At 61.5% G+C, this 18372-nt stretch carries 17 protein-coding genes; 2 read left to right on the top strand and 15 right to left on the bottom strand.

Annotation, left to right across the window (positions count from 1 at the left end):
• Positions 1 to 195: 195 nt before the first annotated feature.
• The 6 genes from LDO41_RS25645 to LDO41_RS25670 form a co-directional block, all read right to left on the bottom strand.
• The gene (locus tag LDO41_RS25645) at positions 196 to 3297 is read right to left on the bottom strand and encodes an efflux RND transporter permease subunit (RefSeq protein WP_223993482.1); all 3102 of its coding nucleotides are present in this window, start codon (positions 3295 to 3297) and stop codon (positions 196 to 198) included.
• Between the two features lie 13 nt (positions 3298 to 3310).
• Positions 3311 to 4489, bottom strand: a complete 1179-nt coding sequence (locus LDO41_RS25650; protein WP_223993489.1) for an efflux RND transporter periplasmic adaptor subunit — start codon at positions 4487 to 4489, stop codon at positions 3311 to 3313.
• A gap of 22 nt (positions 4490 to 4511) precedes the next feature.
• Complete coding sequence (locus LDO41_RS25655; RefSeq protein WP_377743520.1) at positions 4512 to 5876, bottom strand: TolC family protein; 1365 nt, start codon at positions 5874 to 5876, stop codon at positions 4512 to 4514.
• 377 nt (positions 5877 to 6253) lie between these two features.
• Positions 6254 to 7084 carry an HpcH/HpaI aldolase/citrate lyase family protein gene (locus tag LDO41_RS25660; RefSeq protein ID WP_223993490.1) on the bottom strand — a complete coding sequence of 277 codons (831 nt, stop codon included), beginning with the start codon at positions 7082 to 7084 and terminating at the stop codon, positions 6254 to 6256.
• A gap of 1 nt (position 7085) precedes the next feature.
• Positions 7086 to 8285 (bottom strand): CaiB/BaiF CoA transferase family protein, encoded by a 1200-nt coding sequence (locus tag LDO41_RS25665; protein ID WP_223993491.1) that lies wholly within the window; start codon positions 8283 to 8285, stop codon positions 7086 to 7088.
• 119 nt (positions 8286 to 8404) lie between these two features.
• Positions 8405 to 9016, bottom strand: coding sequence for a DUF938 domain-containing protein (locus LDO41_RS25670; RefSeq protein WP_223993492.1), 612 nt, complete (start codon positions 9014 to 9016; stop codon positions 8405 to 8407).
• A 212-nt stretch (positions 9017 to 9228) separates the two neighbouring features.
• Between LDO41_RS25670 and LDO41_RS25675 the strand changes: the two genes are divergently transcribed.
• The gene (locus tag LDO41_RS25675) at positions 9229 to 9837 is read left to right on the top strand and encodes an IMPACT family protein (protein ID WP_223993493.1); all 609 of its coding nucleotides are present in this window, start codon (positions 9229 to 9231) and stop codon (positions 9835 to 9837) included.
• Complete coding sequence (locus LDO41_RS25680) at positions 9821 to 10120, top strand: 2Fe-2S iron-sulfur cluster-binding protein (protein WP_223993494.1); 300 nt, start codon at positions 9821 to 9823, stop codon at positions 10118 to 10120. The genes LDO41_RS25675 and LDO41_RS25680 overlap by 17 nt, the downstream gene beginning before the upstream one ends.
• Here LDO41_RS25680 and LDO41_RS25685 read toward each other — a convergent pair.
• The 9 genes from LDO41_RS25685 to LDO41_RS25725 form a co-directional block, all read right to left on the bottom strand.
• On the bottom strand, positions 10117 to 11247 hold the full coding sequence (locus LDO41_RS25685; protein WP_223993495.1) for an extracellular catalytic domain type 1 short-chain-length polyhydroxyalkanoate depolymerase: 1131 nt from the start codon (positions 11245 to 11247) through the stop codon (positions 10117 to 10119). The two genes, LDO41_RS25680 and LDO41_RS25685, sit on opposite strands and share 4 nt — an antisense overlap.
• A 99-nt stretch (positions 11248 to 11346) precedes the next feature.
• Positions 11347 to 12099, bottom strand: coding sequence for a sulfite exporter TauE/SafE family protein (locus LDO41_RS25690; protein WP_223993496.1), 753 nt, complete (start codon positions 12097 to 12099; stop codon positions 11347 to 11349).
• Positions 12100 to 12108: 9 nt separating this feature from the next.
• Complete coding sequence (locus LDO41_RS25695) at positions 12109 to 12456, bottom strand: antibiotic biosynthesis monooxygenase family protein (RefSeq protein ID WP_223993497.1); 348 nt, start codon at positions 12454 to 12456, stop codon at positions 12109 to 12111.
• A 205-nt stretch (positions 12457 to 12661) separates the two neighbouring features.
• Positions 12662 to 13660, bottom strand: coding sequence for a lipopolysaccharide heptosyltransferase I (gene waaC / locus LDO41_RS25700; RefSeq protein ID WP_223993498.1), 999 nt, complete (start codon positions 13658 to 13660; stop codon positions 12662 to 12664).
• Positions 13661 to 13801: 141 nt separating this feature from the next.
• Complete coding sequence (locus LDO41_RS25705) at positions 13802 to 14326, bottom strand: hypothetical protein (RefSeq protein WP_223993499.1); 525 nt, start codon at positions 14324 to 14326, stop codon at positions 13802 to 13804.
• Positions 14327 to 14473: 147 nt separating this feature from the next.
• Positions 14474 to 16246, bottom strand: coding sequence for a ShlB/FhaC/HecB family hemolysin secretion/activation protein (locus LDO41_RS25710; RefSeq protein WP_223993501.1), 1773 nt, complete (start codon positions 16244 to 16246; stop codon positions 14474 to 14476).
• A gap of 315 nt (positions 16247 to 16561) precedes the next feature.
• Entirely contained in the window at positions 16562 to 16813 is a 252-nt protein-coding gene (locus LDO41_RS25715) for a hypothetical protein (protein WP_223993503.1), read from the bottom strand.
• A 166-nt stretch (positions 16814 to 16979) separates the two neighbouring features.
• Positions 16980 to 17477 (bottom strand): Imm42 family immunity protein, encoded by a 498-nt coding sequence (locus LDO41_RS25720; protein WP_223993505.1) that lies wholly within the window; start codon positions 17475 to 17477, stop codon positions 16980 to 16982.
• Positions 17478 to 17771: 294 nt separating this feature from the next.
• Positions 17772 to 18311 carry an imm11 family protein gene (locus LDO41_RS25725; RefSeq protein WP_223993507.1) on the bottom strand — a complete coding sequence of 180 codons (540 nt, stop codon included), beginning with the start codon at positions 18309 to 18311 and terminating at the stop codon, positions 17772 to 17774.
• Between the last annotated feature and the right edge of the window lie 61 nt (positions 18312 to 18372).

An 18372-nucleotide genomic window follows, 5' to 3' on the forward strand; every position in this document is an offset into this window, starting at 1 on the left:
AGGGGAGCAAACCGTTGGTGCGCGATGGACTCGCGTCGCCCTCTCGCTGCGGTGAGGCGCGGAGCGAACCATTGGTGCGCGATGGGCTCGCTCGCCCCTCTCGCTGCGGCGAGGCGCGGAGCAAACCATCAGCGGTTGGCCGCGTCGCTGCCCTCTCCCGAGGGAGAGGGCAGCCAAGCCAAACCAATCTGGTCTTTACGCTTCGCTCGGCTTTGGCTCTACTTCTTCATCCGGCCAGCTGCGGCCGACCATCCATTCGTAGAGCGTGGGCAGTACGATCAGCGTGAGCATCGTGGCGGTGATCAGGCCGCCGATGATCACGATGGCCAGCGGGCGTTGGGTTTCCGAGCCGATGGCGCGGGATACGGCCATCGGGAACAGGCCCAGCATGGCCAGCAGCGCGGTCATCAGTACCGTGCGCAGGCGGTCCATCGAGCCTGTGATCACGGCCTGCCGCAGCGGCATGCCTTCTTCGCGCAGCTGGTTGAAGTACGTGACCATCACCACACCATTCAGCACAGCCTGACCGAACAGCGCGATAAAGCCAATTGCCGCGGACACCGACAGCGGAATGCCCGTCAGGAACAGCGCGAACACACCACCGATCAGCGCGAACGGAATGTTCGAGATGATCAGCGTGGCGCTCTTGAACGACTTGAACGCGTTGAACAGCAGCAGGAAAATCAACAGCACCGACAGCGGCACCACGATCGACAACCGTGCCATCGCGCGCTCCTGATTCTCGAACTCGCCCGACCAGCCGATCTTCACATCGTCGGTCTTGACGTTCTTCTTGACCAGCGCCTGCATGTCCTTCACTACGCTACCCATGTCGCGGTCGCGGATAAAGATGCCGATCGAGGTTGTACGCTGACCGTTTTCACGGCTGATGTTCATCGCACCCGAAGCGGCACGGAACGTCACCAGTTGCGACAGCGGAACCTGCGCGCCATCGGCGGTCTGCATGAAGATGTTCGGCAGGTTCGGCAGCTCACGCTCGTTGGGCTTGAGACGCACGGCCACGCTGAAGTGACGCTCGCCTTCCCACAGCTCGGTGGCCGCCTTGCCAGCCAGCGCGGTTTCCATCAGGTCCTGCACATCGGCCACGTTGATGCCGTAGCGCGCGGCCTGCGCCCGATCGAAGTCCAGCACGTACTGCGGCAGTTCGCCATCGCGGTCGATAAACGCGCGCATCACGCCCTTCACCGTCTGCACATTGGCCAGGATCTGGTCGGCCACCTGCTTGTTGTGCTCAAGGCTGTCGCTCTGCACCTTGATGACGATCTGCCCCTTGATCTGCGAGATGCTTTCAAGGATGTTGTCACGCACCGGCTGCGAGAAATTCGGCTCGATGCCCGGCAGCGCGCGCAGATTGTGGTCGATCTCGGTAATGATCTTGCGCTTGTCGAAACCCGACCGCCATTGCTTGTCGCCCTTCAGGTCGACCAGGATTTCCACGGTGTTGATCAGCTTCGGATCGGTACCGTCGTCAGGACGGCCCACCTTGGAGATCGTCGTATTGACCTCTGGCGTCTTGCGGATGACATCGCGCAGGATATGCGCCTGCTCGCGCGCCTCGTCGATCGACACCGACGCGGGCAGGTCGAAGCTGACCCACATCGAGCCTTCGTCGAGCTCAGGCAGGAACTCGCTGCCGAGGAACTTGCCAACACCCACGGTGGCCACCAGCAGACCCAGCGCCACACCGACCACAGCCTTCTTGTGGCCAAGCGCCCACGTCAGGATCGGTTCGTACAACCGCTTGCTGTGACGCACGATAAAGTTGTCCTCGTGCGAGATGTTCTTCGTCAGCAGCAGATGGCACAGCAGCGGCACCACGGTCAGCGAAAGAATCAGCGAGCCGATCAGCGCGCCCGTCACCGTATAGGCCATCGGCGCGAAAATCTTGCCCTCATGGCGCTGCAACGTGAAGATCGGGATGTGCGCGGCGATGATGATCACCATCGAGAACACGGTCGGCCGGCCCACCTCGGTGGTGGCCTGCAAGATCGCGTAGAGACGCGCCTTGCTGTCCTTGATCTGCTGTTCCTTGAGCTCGCCCAGCCGCTTGAAAATGTTCTCGACGACGATCACCGCGCCATCGACGATGATCCCGAAGTCCATCGCGCCAAGCGACAGCAGGTTGGCCGGAATGCCGACCCACGTCAGGCCCAGGAACGTCGACAGCAGCGCCAACGGAATGATGATCGCAACGATAAACGCCGCGCGCACGTTGGCGAGGAACAGGTACAGCACCGCCATCACCAGCAGCGCGCCTTCGACGAGGTTGCCGAACACGGTGTGCAGCGTCTTGTCGATCAGCGTCGAGCGGTCGTAGTACGGCTCGATCTTGACGCCCTTCGGCAGGATCGAGCTATTCAGCAGCTCGATCTTCTGCTTCAGCGCCTCGAGCACGATCGACGGATTCTCGCCCTTGCGCATGACCACGATGCCGGACACGATATCGTCTTCGTTGTCCTGCCCCATCAGGCCCTGCGGCGGCGCGGCGCCGATTTTCACCTCGGCGATGTCCCTGACCAGAATCGGCGTGCCGTTGTTCTCGGCCACCACCGTGTTGGCGATATCGGCCGACGTGCGATAGCTACCAAGCGAGCGCAGCAGGTACTGCTGGCGCCCATGGCTGACGGAGCCGCCACCGGCATTCGAGTTGGCGCGCTGCAGCGCCGTGAACAGTTGCGAGAGCGAGATCTTGGCATCGCGCATACGCGCGAGGTTCGGATTGACCTCGTACTGCTTGATGGTGCCGCCGATGGTCACGAGATCGGCCACGCCAGGCACCTGGCGCAGATTCTTCTCGACCACCCAGTCCTGCAGCGTGCGCAGTTCCTGTGCGGTGTAGGCCTTGCCGGCCAGGCGGAAGCGATAGATTTCACCGATTGCCGTGGACAGCGGCGCGAGTTCGGGACTCACGCCATCCGGCAGATCGACGCCACGCAGGCGCTCCAGAATCTGCTGGCGCGCGGTCACGTCGGTGGCCTTGTCGTTGAAGGTCACCATCATGAACGACAGGCCGAACTGCGTGTGCGAGAACACGCGCACGGAATTCGGCGTACCGGCGAGCGCGGTCTCGATCGGGATCGTGACCTGACGTTCCACTTCTTCGGCCGCACGGCCCGGGTACAACGTAATGATGTTGACCTGGATGTCCGAGACGTCCGGGAATGCCTCGATGGGCAGGTTTTTGAAAGCGGCCAGGCCGCCGGCGATAAAAATAAGCAGCCCCAGCCAGACAAACAGCTTCTGGTGAAGCGCAAAACTGACGATGCGCGAGATCATGTGGCCGCGGTCCTCACTGCTTGGCGCCGGCGGCGCGTGCGCTGTTGACGGCGGTGGCATCGCGCAGGATTTCCTGCAGGTACAGGTTGCCGTCGGTCACGACGACTTCGCCATCCTTGAGCCCCTCGAGCACTTCGGTGGTACCGGGCAGCGACACGCCGAGCGTCACCTGACGGCGCTCGAACACGTTCTGCGACGGACGCACGAACACGTAGTTCTTGTTGTCGGCCAGGAACACAGCCTTCGACGGTACCGCGATACCCTTGAACGATGCGGCCTGCAACTTGGCCGTAACGAACATTTCGGCCTTCAGGCGGCGGTCGGCATTCGGCACGACCAGTCGCACCTTCACGCTGCGCGATGCCGGATCGACGTAGTCGGCCACCTTGACCACGGTGCCGGGGAACGTCTCGCCCGGATAAGCGGCACTGGTCAGCTTGACGGTGACGCCGGGCTTGAACAGCGCGAGGTCCGCCTCGGTGGCGTCCAGCTGCGCCCACAGCGTGCTCGGATCGGTAATCAGGAACAACGGCGACGCGGGCGGCTGGTCGGGACGAAGCTCCTGACCGGGGTTGATATTGCGCTCGACCACCAGACCCTCGATCGGGCTGCGCAGCGAGAACTTCTGGTTGACGATGTCGCTGCCGGTGCCGTACATGCGCAGCGCGGCCTGCGTGCGCTGCTGGTCGGCCATTGCGCGCGCGCTGTCGGCCTGCGACTGCTCGAAGTCCTTCTGCGCGATGACGCCGGCATCGTAGAGTTCGCGCTGGCGCGTGAGCGACTTCTGCGCATAGGCGCTATCCGCCGCAGCCTTGCGTGCATCGGCCTGCGCCACGCCGAAGTCCGGCGAGGTCAACAATGCCAGCGGCTGATTCATCTTCACCGCGGTGCCGGGGGACACGAGGATCTCGGTGACGCGGCCCGCGAATGGCGAGCTGATGCGCACGGTCTTGTCCTCGTCCCACACCAACCGGCCCGGCATGCTGAGCATGCGCTCGCCGCCGACCTTGATGGACGCGCTGGCGATGCCGGGCAGCGTGCGAACGCTTTCCGGGAACGTGATGGTCTGCCCGCTGACCTTGGGGTCGTCGTCGTTCTCTTCCACGGCCTTCTTGCCGCACGCCACGAGCGCAAGCGCGCACAGCGAGACGGCGGCGAGCCGGGCCACGCCGACGCGGGACAGGACGGACATCTCGGTAAATCTCTGCATGCTGTTATTGACGCGACGCATCGGTACGGACCTGGGGAAGCTTGTTGATATCGGTATTGGTGGCCTGCAGGGCCGTGCGGTAGGCAGCCAGTGCCTTGGCGTAATCGCCCTGTGCCTCCACGGCATCCAGACGGGTCTGGCGCAGCGCGCGGCGCGAATCGAGCAGGTCGAGCACGCCGGATGCGCCCTTGCCATAGGCGAATTCCGCGCTGTTGGCGACGCTCTCGGCCGCCGGTAGCACGGCTTCGCGCATCTGCTTCAGCGTGGCGCGCGACGACTCCAGTTGCGCGCGCAGGCGCTCGATGTCGTTCTGCGCCTCCAGCAGGATGCGATTGCGATCGTCGAGCGCCGCGTAGTAATCGACCTCGGCACGGCGTGCTTCACCGCCGAAGCTGTGACGCACGAACAGCGGAATCGAGACAAACACGCCCCAGCTGTTGCCGCTGCCGGTCTGGTTGGTCTGCGAGATCGGATAGTGCTCGTACTGCGCGCCCACCGTCACGTCGGGCACGCGGCCCGCGCGCGCCACGTCGCGGCTGGCCGCGGCCGCCGCCAGACGCGCTTCGGCGGCGGTCACGTCGGGACGGCGCTGCAGCGTTTCCGGATCGATCGGCGGCACGGGGGTATCAAGCGTGGGCCAGTCGGGAATCAGGTGATTGTCGGTGAGCGTGCCCGGCACGCCCATCGCGGCGGCCAGCGCGGCCTTGTCGCGGGCGTGGTCCGCCATCGCGGCGCGCAGATCGTTTTGCGCGCGCAGCGTATCCAGCTGGAGTTTGGTTACGTCCGCGCGCGACACATCGCCAGCCTTGAGGCGGACTTCGTTGGCCTGTTGAGTGCGACCGTATAGGCCGACCATCTCGTTCAGGACTTCCACACGTTCCTGGCTGACCACGGCTTCGTACCAGGCCTGATCCACGGCGCCCAGCTGCTGGGCCGCAACGGCCTGAACCTGCTCGCCCGCGGCAACGCTGGACTTGCGCGCGGCATCTACGCGCAGGTTGCCCTTGTTGGCGGTTTCGATGGTCTGATCGACGCGGAACGTGGAATCCATCGTCTTGTTGCGCAGATTGCCCGAGCCGATGCCATAGGTCTGGTTGATATTGGCGACGCCGACGCTCAGCACCGGATTCGGCCGCTGCGAGGCGATTTCGATATCGGCCTGGCTGGCTTCTTCGGTACGTCGCGCGGAAATAATGTCGCGATTGCAGCGCTGGGCGTCCAGGCGCGCCTGCGCGAGCGTGAGCGCCGCCTTGAGAGGCGGTGCGATGCAGGGGCCGTCGGGCGGCATGGGCTGGCTGGCAGCGCGCCCACCGGTGGCCGCCAGGGCCAGCAGCATCGCCACGGCAGCACGGGAAACAGGAAAATGCACGATCAATCTGGCTCGAGGTCGACAACGGTCAGAGGTAAACGACCATGCGAGCCGAACGGTGCACCGGAATGGGAATTTTCTTTTTCGACGCCTTTTATCCCGGGAACCCCGCTGCAATATGTTTTTGCTGATGACTACGCATGATCTTCCGAGCGTCATTCAAACCGACTCTCATTACAAACGCCTTTCATCTGACCGGCAAAACGCAAGAAATCAGGCTAACCCCTTATAAAGGAAAACCCGAATGGCATTATTCGCTTTTTCCCTGCGGCTTTGCCGTTGGGTGCCTGGTTATTGCGTCGCAATGATGAGCCGGGCCCCGACTTGACGGGATTTTGATACCCGCCAGGGTGCCGAGATGCGCATTTAATTGCGCGTTAGCCAGCCGACTGCCGACCCACCGCAGCAAGGATGCGGAGTGCGTGATCGAGCACGGGCTTGTCGACCATCTTGCCGTCCACGGCGATGGCTGCGCCATTGGCGGCGGCGGCTTGCTCGACCACGCGCCGGGCCCAGGCCACGGCTTCTGGCGCGGAAGCCAGCCCAGCATGTACGCCGTGCACCTGATTCGGATGGATCAACAGTTTGGCGCCAAAGCCAAAGCGGCGTCCGCGTGCGGTGTCAGCGGCCAGTGCCTCGGCGTCGCCAATGGCGGTGCAGACGCCGTCCACGGGCGCCGGCAGGCCTGCAGCACGCGAAGCGGCGACCAGCGCGCTGCGGAAGTAGTCGAGCGGCGCGCCGTCATCAGCGACGTCGAGATCGGCCATCAGGTCGATGCTGCCGAACAGCAGGCGCTCGACGCCGGGCGCGCGCGCCACGGTGCGTAAGTCGTCAAACCCGGCGGCGGTTTCCAGCAGGGCAAGGCAAGGGGTCGTTGGTAACCTCTTGCGGAAGTCCGCCAGCGCAGCGGGGTCGGCCTTTGGCAGGACCACCGCAGCAACCTGCAACTGTGCGCAAATATCAATATCGTCGGCGAACCACGCAGTATCGTCACCGTTCACGCGCACTAGCAGCCCGACTGAGGCGGCATCGGCCTGCGCTCGGAGGACGGACCAGGCGGCAATCAATCCGGATCGCGCGGCATCCTTGGCCTCCGGCGCTACCGCATCCTCCAGATCCACGATGACAGCGTCCGCGCCAGCGGCAATCGCCTTGCCGATGCGGTCCGGCCGTGAAGCCGGCACAAACAGGTAGCTGCGCGCGACCATGTCAGACCACCTCGCGGGCGTGGAGGTCTGCGATCGTGTCGGCCGCGTAGCCGAGTTCAGCGAGGATGGCATCGGTATGCTGGCCCACAGCCGGCACCGCGTTCATGCATGCATCGGTCTGACCGGGGGGCAACAGCGCAGGCAACGGACCGACCGGCGAGTCGATCGTGCGCCAACGGTCACGCGCGGCCAGTTGCGGGTGCTGCCAGACGTCGGCCATGGTGTTGACGTTGGCATTGGCGATCTTGGCCTGCTCGAGCCGTTCGACCACCTGCTCCGCGGTCAGGCGCGAGAAGGCTTCGACGATATGGGCGCGCAGCGGGGCGCGATTGGCGCTGCGCAGCGAATTGCTCGAGAAGTCTGGATGGGTCGTCAGTGTCGGCTCGCCGAGCACGGCATCGCAGAATACCGCCCATTCACGTTCGTTCTGGAGGCCGAGCATGACGGTCTTGCCGTCGCCGGTCGGAAACGGGCCATATGGATAGATCGTGGCATGCGCGGCGCCCGCGCGCGGCGGCGGCGCAGCACCCTCGAACGCGTAGTACATCGGGAAGCTCATCCATTCGACCATCGACTCCAGCATTGACACGTCCAGATGCTTGCCACGGCCGGACTGCCCACGCTCGATCAGCGCCGCCAGGATATTGCTGTACGCATACATGCCGGCCGCGATATCGGCCACCGATGCGCCCGCCTTGACGCCCTCCTCCGGCGTGCCGGTCACCGACACGAAACCCGACTCGCTCTGCACGAGCAGGTCGTATGCCTTCTTGTCGCGATACGGGCCATCGCCGCCATAACCGGAGATATCGCAGACGATCAGGCGCGGATAGCGCTTGGACAACGTCTCGAAATCCAGGCCGAGCCGCGCCGACGCGCCGGGGGCAAGGTTCTGCACGAGCACGTCGGTCTTGGCCAGCAACGCGTCCAGCAACGGCGCGGCCTCGGGCGCCTTGACGTCGAGCGAGAGGCTTTCCTTCGATCGGTTGGTCCATACGAAGTGCGACGACAGCCCGCGCACGCGCGAGTCGTAGGCGCGGGCGAAGTCGCCCGGACCCGGCCGCTCGATCTTGATCACCCGCGCGCCGAGGTCGGCAAGCTGGCGCGTGCAGAACGGCGCGGCAATCGCCTGTTCCAGGGAAACGACGGTAATGCCTTCAAGTGGACGACTGGGGCGGCTGGGACGGGAGGGAAAAGACATATAAGGGTTGCCGGCTGTTCGATGCCATCAAATCTACCCGCCAACCCCGACCGCTGTGAACTTCGGATTGCGGAAGGGTCGGTAAGGCTGGGCAATAGCCTGCCTTTCCCCCGCCTGTTTTAGCGCCGGAACACCAGACTGAAGTTGTTGGCTGGCATTGGCAGTTGCGCCTCGCATTGCAGGCCATGCGCCGCGCCGAGCGCGATAACGGCTTCCATGTCGCGGACGCCCCAATCCGCATTGGCCGCGCGCAACTGCTCGTCGAACGCGGCATTGGTCGGGGCCGTGTGTTCGCCATTGCGACGGTACGGCCCGTACAGGAACAGCACGCCGCCCTTGGCCAGTATCTCCTCGGCACCAGCAAACAGCCCCTGCGTCGAGGCCCATGGCGAGATATGGATCATGTTGATGCAGACGATCGCATCCGCACGCTCGATGCCCCACGGGCGGCGCTGCACATCGAGCGCGAGCGGCGGCCGAATGTTGGTCAGGCCCGCGTGCGCGGTCCACGCGGCGATGGAATGACGCGAGGTGGCATCGGGATCGCTGGGTTGCCAGTCGAGCCCCGACAGCGCACCAGCGAAGTGCACAGCATGCTGGCCAGTACCGCTCGCGACCTCGAGCACAGTGCCGGTGGCGGGCAACACATCACGCAATACAGCGAGGATCGGTTCACGATTGCGTTCGGTCGCGGGCGCCATGCGGCGTTCGTCGGGGGCCTGAGAGGTCATGATGGGTGGGGAGGATTTGCGGGCAAATGTATTGGCGCCGGTTTGTGGATTGACTGTGGCTTGACTGGCGCATCAGGTTGCAAGCGTAACAAAATCCGCAACGCCTGCGGTCAGCTTCGGCCGATGCCGCGCACGCAAACGCGTAGAGTCGCACGGCGGGGTTCGATTGCAGCGTTACACTGCACCCCTGAACTCCTGCCGTTCCCACCGTCTTGCCAACCTACACGCTCGCCTCCACGGTTCACGCGGAAATCGATATCCGCAAAAGCCGCTTTATCGCCCAGGCCATTGCCGTCGCCGATCGCGATGCCGCCATGGTCGAGATCGAACGGCTGCGCGCCGAGCATCCCACCGCGACGCATGTCTGCTGGGCCCTGCTGGCGGGCGGCCAGTCGGGCATGTCCGACGATGGCGAGCCCTCCGGCACCGCCGGGCGACCGATTCTTGAAGTACTGCGCCATCATGACCTCGATGGCGTATTGGCGACGGTCGTGCGTTACTACGGCGGCATCAAACTCGGCGCGGGTGGGCTGGTGCGCGCCTATACCGATGCGATTGCCGCGGCGCTGAAGCAGGCTGAACGTATCGAGCGCATCGCGTATGCCACGCTCGCTATCGAGATCGACTACGCCGACGAACCGCGTGTGCGCCGCTGGCTCGACCAATCCGCCGCGCAGGGTTGTTCACTCGCCGACACCACGTATGGCGCGCTGGCTCGGCTGGACATCAAGTTGCCGGCGACGATGCGCGCGCAGGCCATCGACACGCTGCGCGATGCCACGCACGGGCGTGCGCGTTTTCCTGATGATGACAATGGCTGACGACGCTATTTACAGCGCCACCGTGCTGCCATCCGGCACGCGCTTCGAAGCACCGGCTGGACTCAGCCTGCTGGAAGCCGCGCTGCTCGATGGCATGCGTCTGCCGAGCTCGTGCCGCAATGGCACTTGTCGCGCGTGCCTCAGCAAGCTGCATGCGGGTAGCGTGCGCTATCGGGTGGAATGGCCGGGGCTGAGCCTGGACGAGAAAGAAGACGGCTACATCCTGCCGTGCGTGGCATGCCCCACCGGCGACGTCGTCTTCGAACCGGTTGGCACCGATTAAATAACGCCGCGACCGTTCACCGAGAAGAAGCGCAGCGCGATCTTGAGCGCATCGGGCCCGGTCGGGTCGGAGAACGCCTGCCCCGGCGCGCCACCGCTCCATGCATGGCGCAGGCCTTCCACCTTGACCAATCGCACATAAGGATGGATGACACCGTTGGCAGCGGAATGGGCGTCGGCGTGCGCCTGCCAGTCCAGCACTTCGATGGCGCGGCGTGTGCCACGACGGATGCGTTTGATCGGTAGCGCTTCCGCGGGGCCGCCATCAGCCGGCATCAATTCGAGCCATAACGCGGCGGCGGTGGTCGCGCTGTCATAGGTCACGAGGGTGTCCTCATCCCCATGCAACAGCACCAATGGTGGCGGCCGGCGGCCTACCAGTGCCAGCCTGGCCGCGCCGGCGTCGGCACTGCGTTCGCCACGCATGGCGCGCGTAGCCTGCGCGGCGTTGGTCGCGGTGTACGGCGCCGCGCCCGAATGCGAGGCGATGCCGGCAAAGCGGTCCGGATAGCGCAGGCCCAACAGCATCGCCATGGCACCGCCGGCGGACAAGCCCATCGCGCAGACGCGATCGGCAATCACCGCGTAACGACGGCAGACATGGTCGACCATGGACATCAGCAAGGCGGCTTCTGCCGCGCCACGCGTGCCGGGGCTGAACCACGTCCAGCAGCGTTGCGCGTTGGCCTGTACCGATTGCTCGGGCATCAGCACGATCCAACGTGCGTCACGCGCGACAGATGCCACGCGGGTACTGGCCGCGAAGCTCGCGGCGTCCTGCCCGCAACCGTGCAGCAGCACGAGCAATGGTGCGGGGCGCGCCGCGCTGACGCCCGGAGGTACATATAAACGGTAGCGGCGTTGCGTGTGCCCGAGCCCGAAACCGAAGCCCCAGATGCCCTCTTCCCAGACACCGCCGGCGCGACTGACCGGCGCACGCGCGGGCGTCGCCACGCCGGACAGGGCATGCCGTGCGGCGTCGCCCACGGCCTTGCCGACCGCGCTGCTTTGCTGGCGCGCGGTGCGCAAGACCGAATCCGTGACGCTGCGCTGCAGTTTCCGCGCGCTACGTGCGGCCTGCTTGCCCAGCGTTGTCCACAGTTTGGTGCTGCCCGAGCGCCGCTTCATGCCGACTTGCCTCCCGATTCCGTGTCACGACAGATGTCACGCCAGCTATCGTGCACCAGTTTGCGGAAGCAATGTGTCAGCTATTTGCGGCGTCCAACGTCAGAGGATGCCGCGCAACGACAGTTCGGCGCCCAGAATCAGCAGGCCGGAGAAAAACAGCTTGCGGAAGCGCTCCGGGCTGATGCGATGGCGCAGCCACTGGCCCAGGAACATGCCGCCGAGTGCGGGCACCAGCGCTAGTGCGGAGGTCCACAGCACCGGGGTGTGCAGTAACTCGCCGTTCATGGCGAGGCTGATTGCCAGCGCGACGGTCGAAATCGAGAACGACAGGCCTAGCGCCTGTACCAGGCTCTCCCGGTCCAGACCGAGACCTTGCAGATACGGCACCGCTGGGATCACGAATACGCCGGTCACGGCGGTGATCGAGCCGGTGACGAAGCCGATGATCGGTGCCAGCCAGCGTTCGGCGGTGGGCGGCACATTGAGCTTGACGGCTGCGAGGCCCATCAAGGCGTAGAGCACCAGTGCGACACCGAGGGCGGGCGTGGCATTGGCCATCATCTTTGCGGGCACCAGCGCGGCGCATGCGATCGTGCCTGCGAAGATCATGACCAACATCGGCCACAGACGGCGCACCAGCTGGCCGAAACGCGGACCGCTAAACAACTGCACGATGTTCGTGACCATCGATGGCGCGACCAACAGCGCCGCGGCCTGCGCGGGTGGCATGGTCAGGCCGAGCAGGCCGACGGCTACCGTGGGCAGGCCCAGGCCGACCACGCCTTTGACGAAGCCAGCGAGGAGAAACGTAAACGCAATGAAGACGTAGAGTTCGAGGGACATGCTGGTCATGGCTCGCGATTAACGATCGTGGACGGTGCGGCTGTCGGCGGGAGCTTGTTCCCGCTCATCCATGCCGTAGTCGCGCAGCACTTGCGCCACGCGCAGGCGGTATCCGGCAAACACGCCACCACGGCCGGCTTCCTGCGCGCGCCGGTGCTCGAACGTGTTGCGCCATGCCATGACGGCCTGCTCGTCACGGAAGAACGACAGCGAGAGGATCTTGCCGGGGTTGGTCAGGCTCTGAAACCGCTCGACGGAGATAAAGCCGTCGATGGTTTCGAGGATGGGCTTGAGCGTCGCGGCAATGTCGAGGTAAGCGTTCTGCTTGCCTTCGGCGGGCTGGACTTCAAAGATGACGGCGATCATGGGGCGGTCTCCTTTTTTGGTATGGGATGGGAGTTACGCTGCATGATGGCACGTGACGGCATCGGATGCTTCACCGCGGGGTGAAATGTGGAACGCCGAATCGTCAGCTAGCCTTCATACCGTGTCATCGTCGAACCTGCCACGTGGGTGGGACCAGATCAGGGTTGCGAGAACGACGACCACGAATCCGGCGGTGCGAAGGCGTTCAACAAAGCGCTTCAGCATGCTGTTCGTCTTGTTGAACCGCTACAGACTGTACCGTGCGCATCGCCTGCCATACTTCCTCAACGGTCGGACAATGCGCGATGTTTCCGAGATTGATGGCGCGCGGGGTCTCCACTACGCCTGTCTTGGCCGGGTCGGTATCCGTGTAGATGGCGACCAGCGGCACTTTCAAGGCGTTGGCCATATGCGTGAGTCCTGTGTCCACGCCAATGACGACGGACGCGTGTCCGATCAGGGGCGCCGCGTCCTTCAGGCCAACGCGCGGCGCTACCCTCGCATCGGGGATGGCACTCGCGAGTCTTTCCGATCGGGCCTTTTCGGCGGCGCTGCCCCACGGCAACACGACCTTGAAATCTTGCTCAGCGTAAAGGCGCTTGCCAAGCTCGATCCACATCGATTCAGGCCATTCTTTCGAAGCCTTGCTGGTGGCATGCAGCATCAAGGCGTAACGCCCTGCATCGAGCCACGATGGTCGCGCGCCGGGCATCAGGCCGAAGTCCGGTGCACCTTCCACTTGATATCCGAACGCGGCGGCAAAGAGCTGCCGGTTACGCTCTACGGCAGGCAGTTGCCAGCTTACCGAGTGCGCTCGCTCGTAGAACAGACACGCTGCGGATTCACGCACGCTTCTGCGGTCGTATCCGACGATCGGTGCTCCAGCGAGGGAGGCAAACGCGGCGCTCTTGAACAAGCCCTGGCAGTCCAAAACCAATGTCCATTGGCTGGCACGTAGTCGTTTCCGCAATTCGTAGAATTCGCGCCACGTTTGTCTATGTGCCAGTTGCTTCCTCCATCGCCTCCAAGCGATTGGAATGACGTCACTCACGCCTGCATGCAGCAGGGGTATATCTGCGAACGCCTCTTCGGTCATCCAACTAATTCGCACATGGGGATGGTGCGTCTTGAGTTCGGTGATCGCAGGCAATGCGTGAATCAGATCCCCCATTGAGGAGGTGCGGACAATGAGTACGTTTTCCACGGCGGCTGCGTCGATGTGAGCTGGAACGATCGACGGAAGCTACCAGTGTTGTGGTCTGTCACACTTGATGAAGATCACAACATCGCAACGACAGAATTGACCGCTGCGATGGGGACTTCGGAGATGTCCTAGGGGTGAGTCTTAACCCGCTGGACCAATCGGCTCACACTCTTTCGCGAGCGTCGGAAGAATCGGATCATCCAAACCGCTTGCGTCGATGCGTTGAATGGCGACCCTGCATCGCCCTGCCTGCCACGCCATGAAGATGTCGTAATCAACCCCAGCCGCTGGCGTGAAGGTGACAGCAGGCGGCTTGCAGCTCGAATTGTGGCCAAACGCCATGAGCTTCACGGTGATCGGCTTGTTGCCGGCAACCACCTGTTCCTTGATGAAATCCTTGAAGGTCAGTCCCTCGAAACGCATGTATTCGCGCGGGCTCTGCGGCATGCCGATGGTGGTGCTGGTCGCAGAGTAACTCCAGCCGCTCTCGGTGTTGACATGCACGACATCGGGGTCGATGCGCAAACCCGGTGTCCGATAGCACGCCTTCTGCGGCCAAAAATCCGCATCTGCCGTACCGTTTCCGGAAAGGAAGCGGACGCGCGCCGACACGGCAGGATCATAGGTGGGCTGCTCCTGCTTGAGATGGAGCGTCGGCTGCGGCATGAGACTGCACCCAGTGGCCAGCAGGACAAGGAGGAGACTGCTATACGTTCTATTTTTCATTTTTACCCCGTCGATAATGTAAATCGGCATGTTTGGCAGTGCCGAGGTGTTGCTTTTTAGTTTTACGACCGCGATACCGCTTTTCTATTAGTACTGATAAACCACCTGCAATCCTGCTGTCACTGCTGCCGTGTGGAACTGCTCTGGCTTGTACACCGGCATGCCAAGAAACACGTCGTACGACACGCCGCCGAACTTCTGGAATCCGACTCCGCCTCGCATTCCGATGACTGCGCCGGCCAGTTGAGTGCCGACCAGTGCTTCGGTTGAGGGGCCGTAGACGCGGCCATAGTCCAGACCGACGTAGAGCGCTTGGTTGCTGGCTCCCAGCGGTGCCTGCAGCTCGTTGCGCCAATAGAACCCTCGCTCGCCAGCAAGCTGGCTTTCTCCGTCGAAGCCGCGCACCGTGTAGCGGCTGCCTATCGTTAGGTCATCGACATAAAACAGCCGATCGTTAGTGAATTGGCCTCGTACTGTGGTGACGTAGCGAAAAGCTTGTTCGGCGACTTTGAAGGGCACTGATAGGTTGGCGTCGAGGACCATCATGCGATAGCGCCACGTCGGGCCACCTTCCGATGCCATCGTGTCGTCCTGCGCGCCCAGCGCGCCGACGCTTTGGCGGTAGGACAGCGTGGCATCGAGTTGCGATTGGCCGAAGTAATGGCGGTCGGTCACGCCGAGCTCGAGGATCGTGTTGTTGCGGCGCTGTTGGGGGATTTCCGTGTCTTCGATATAGCTCTTGCCGAAGCGGCGGGTCAGTCGGAATTGCATGCCGAAGACATCGTCCTGACTGCGGCTCAACACGCGGTGGAGCTTCAGATCTACGTTCTCTGATTTACCGCTCGACACGAACGTCGTGTTCACGCCGGCGATCTGCTGGAAGTAGTTGCTGCTGTAGGCTGAAAGCGTCGCGGTCCAGTAGCCCCACGGGATCGAGTAAAAGCCATTCCATCCGCGCGTGCCGTGGTCCTTGTTGCTGAACATCAGGTCCTGGTTGTAGCCGACGTTAAAGATGTCGCTCAGGCCTAGCGGGTTGTCGATGCCGACGCTGACGTTGCCTTGCCACTTGCCTGTGGAACGGGAGCCGGAGTTGTCGACGGAGGCTACCAGCGTCCATGGCTTGCCTCGCTTGACCGAGATCAGGACGTCGCTACGTCCGGGTGTCGATGTCGGAACGATTTGCATCTGGATATCCTGGCTGGTGACCCGCTTCATTTGCTCGAGGCCTTGCTCGAGCTCTCTGAGATTCAGCAGCTCGTCTGCTGATGTCGGGAATGCGTTCTTCCACGTGCCCCATAGGTCGGGGTCACTGAATCGGATTTCTCCGATTACGCCTGGGATCAGCGCGAGCGTTAGCGTTCCCGAGGACAAGTCCTGCTGAGGCACCAGTAGACGGCTGGTGACATAGCCTCTCGACAGGATGGTCTGCGAGAGTCCCTGCACCAACATCCCGACGCCTTGTTTGCCGATGCATTCGCCTTGGTAGTGGTCCAGCCACTGTTGGGCGAAGGCGAAGGGATCCATGGGGAGCGCTGAAGCGCCGCTAGCCTGCAGGTTGGCAGGCAGGTCTTTGGGGACTTCGAGCTTGAGATGCTCGATGCGGAAGCATGGGGCTTCCTTGGGGAGGATCGGATGCTCTGCTTTCGCGATTTCCTCTGCGCGAACCGCGCGTGCGTCGACGATCGCGGCGCGCTCGCGGGCTTCTTGCTGCTGACGCGTTCGTTGGTCCTGTTCTGCGTTGTTCAGGGCGGCGGATTGACCCGGAGTAGGCGGGACCTGGGCGTTGGTGGCCGAGGCGTAACACGCGATGCCGATCGCGATGGCGGATGCGAGTTGGTTTTGGTTTTGGAACATCAGCATGTTTGGCTTTTACATCGCCATTTATCAAACTTCTCTCAAGCTTGCAAAGAAAGTGCTCAAATTTACATAGTGACAGTAGGCGCTTCCATCGTATTCCCCCGAGATCTCAGCACCTAATTTCCCAACTCCGATAAATCGTCGTTTCGTAAGTCCTTGGGTTGGGGCTCAGCTTCTACGGATCCCCCTATGCGAGCGCTATCAGTCGACCGGCGTAAAACGGACGCCCGTCACACCATTTTTACCAACAAATTACGGATTCGTTCGGAGCAAATTAATGCTATCCGCCATCCCTTAACCCGAAATAGTTCGTGATCGTTAGTTTTTATGGTATCTATTTTTTGCTTCTATTGTGGCAAGCACATAAACATCGTCATCCTGCAAGAACGCCTCTACTTCATACGCCACAGGTGAACTTGGCTCCCCAAATACCAGAACCACGGTAACGACAGTGCCGGCCGGCAAAACTACGGTGCGAGCCTCTCCAACTACCTCGGCTTCGGCAGGTTTGGATAGTTCAAAAGTGTCGCTCTCTTTCATCGCGTCATTTTTTGTCGGAACGCCAGTCACGAACCGGATCAGTTTCTGGAATACCCAACCAGTGATTCGAGCACCTTTTCACCCAAAACCCAATAGACGGCATTGGGACGCTCGCTATGAGAACGAAGACGCAGAAATAGATCTACATCACTCACGATCGATTAATACCCCTCAATTCAAGAAGACTCAGTGATATTCAAATCCGCACAGCGAGTGCTCCCCATTTTGTAAATCTACCATCCGCCTCTCTCACCACCGCTTGAAACTCTCCGCGCCTCAAGAGAACTTCTCCAATGAAATTCTCCATTCCATCCCGTCCGTATAGAAGCCTTCCTTGCTCACCCGATTCCACCAGAAAGATGGTATACCCCTCATCCAGAAGACTCATCGGAGCCGCCACATGCCTGAAATCATTATTTTCGGCACCCGATTCCATTTCTGGATAGGCACGCTTATACAGTTCCGCATAGCTCTCACTCCCCGACATTTCGAATAGAACGCCATCCTCTGCGGAATTACTCATGCAGGACAGTCCACACAGCCCTGCGAGGTCATCGCCAAGCGTGGATCGCGTGGACCATATGAAAGCACCACTAATGATGTAACCGAAACATCCATTGTTGAATTTTTCGTTCGACCATGAATCGACGGAATCACACCAAATTGCGAACGTACTTGGGTCGCCAGAGAGCATTTAGTTTTCTTTAGAATCTCATTAATTTTTTAATAATGATAATTTTTATACCGCAAGCGGAGATTTCTTCTTTTACCGCGCCCGGACAGTGGCGTACGAATATTCATTGCGGCCCTTAACCCCTCTTCTTATCACTCGTGGCATCTTGCCACCTTGATTCTTCCCCTTCCTTGCTACGCACTGCCCTCAACTCTTTAACAAACTGATAAGTAATACTTGCGAAGATCGTTAGTATCACTGGAAGGCCAGCAAGTACAGGCTCTCAGCTTCTTAGACTCCCCTGTACGAGGGCTATCAGTCGACCGGCATAAAACGGACGCCCGTCACACCATTTTTCACCAACAAATTACGGATTCGCTCGGAGCAGATTAATGCTATTCGCCATCCAGCAATCCGAAATAGTTCGTGATTGTTAGTTTTTATGGCATCTATTTTTAGAACATTCATTCTGTATTCCCCAACCATCTCGGGGCGACCATCTTCTGGCGCCCATATAGAAAAATCAGAACGACTTTCATCCACGCAATCGACTACATCAAGAACATTCAATATTTCATATGGATCGTCGTAATCTTCGATTACGACTGGAATGCCTTGCAGGCTGTTTTCCGGCAATGCATCCCGCAACACATCCATGAGTGTCTTAGAGACGATGTATTCGGAAGCCCCACTGTGCGAGAAGCTCACCGGATGTCCTTCTTGCCTCACCTTGGTCTTAAGCGCGGTCGATGACGTCCAGCGCTTCCCTCTCCAGAAGGTTCCGGTGACGAGTTCAGTTCCATTCTCATTCGTAGGCTGATCGAGATACCATTGCCCGTGATCATCAAAATCCAATCCGATTCTGAAATATCTATGCACGAGTTGATGTGAATGCAACTTGATACTGGTTTGGGAG

The sequence above is a fragment of the Cupriavidus pampae genome (assembly GCF_914271485.1).
Classification (GTDB): domain Bacteria; phylum Pseudomonadota; class Gammaproteobacteria; order Burkholderiales; family Burkholderiaceae; genus Cupriavidus; species Cupriavidus pampae.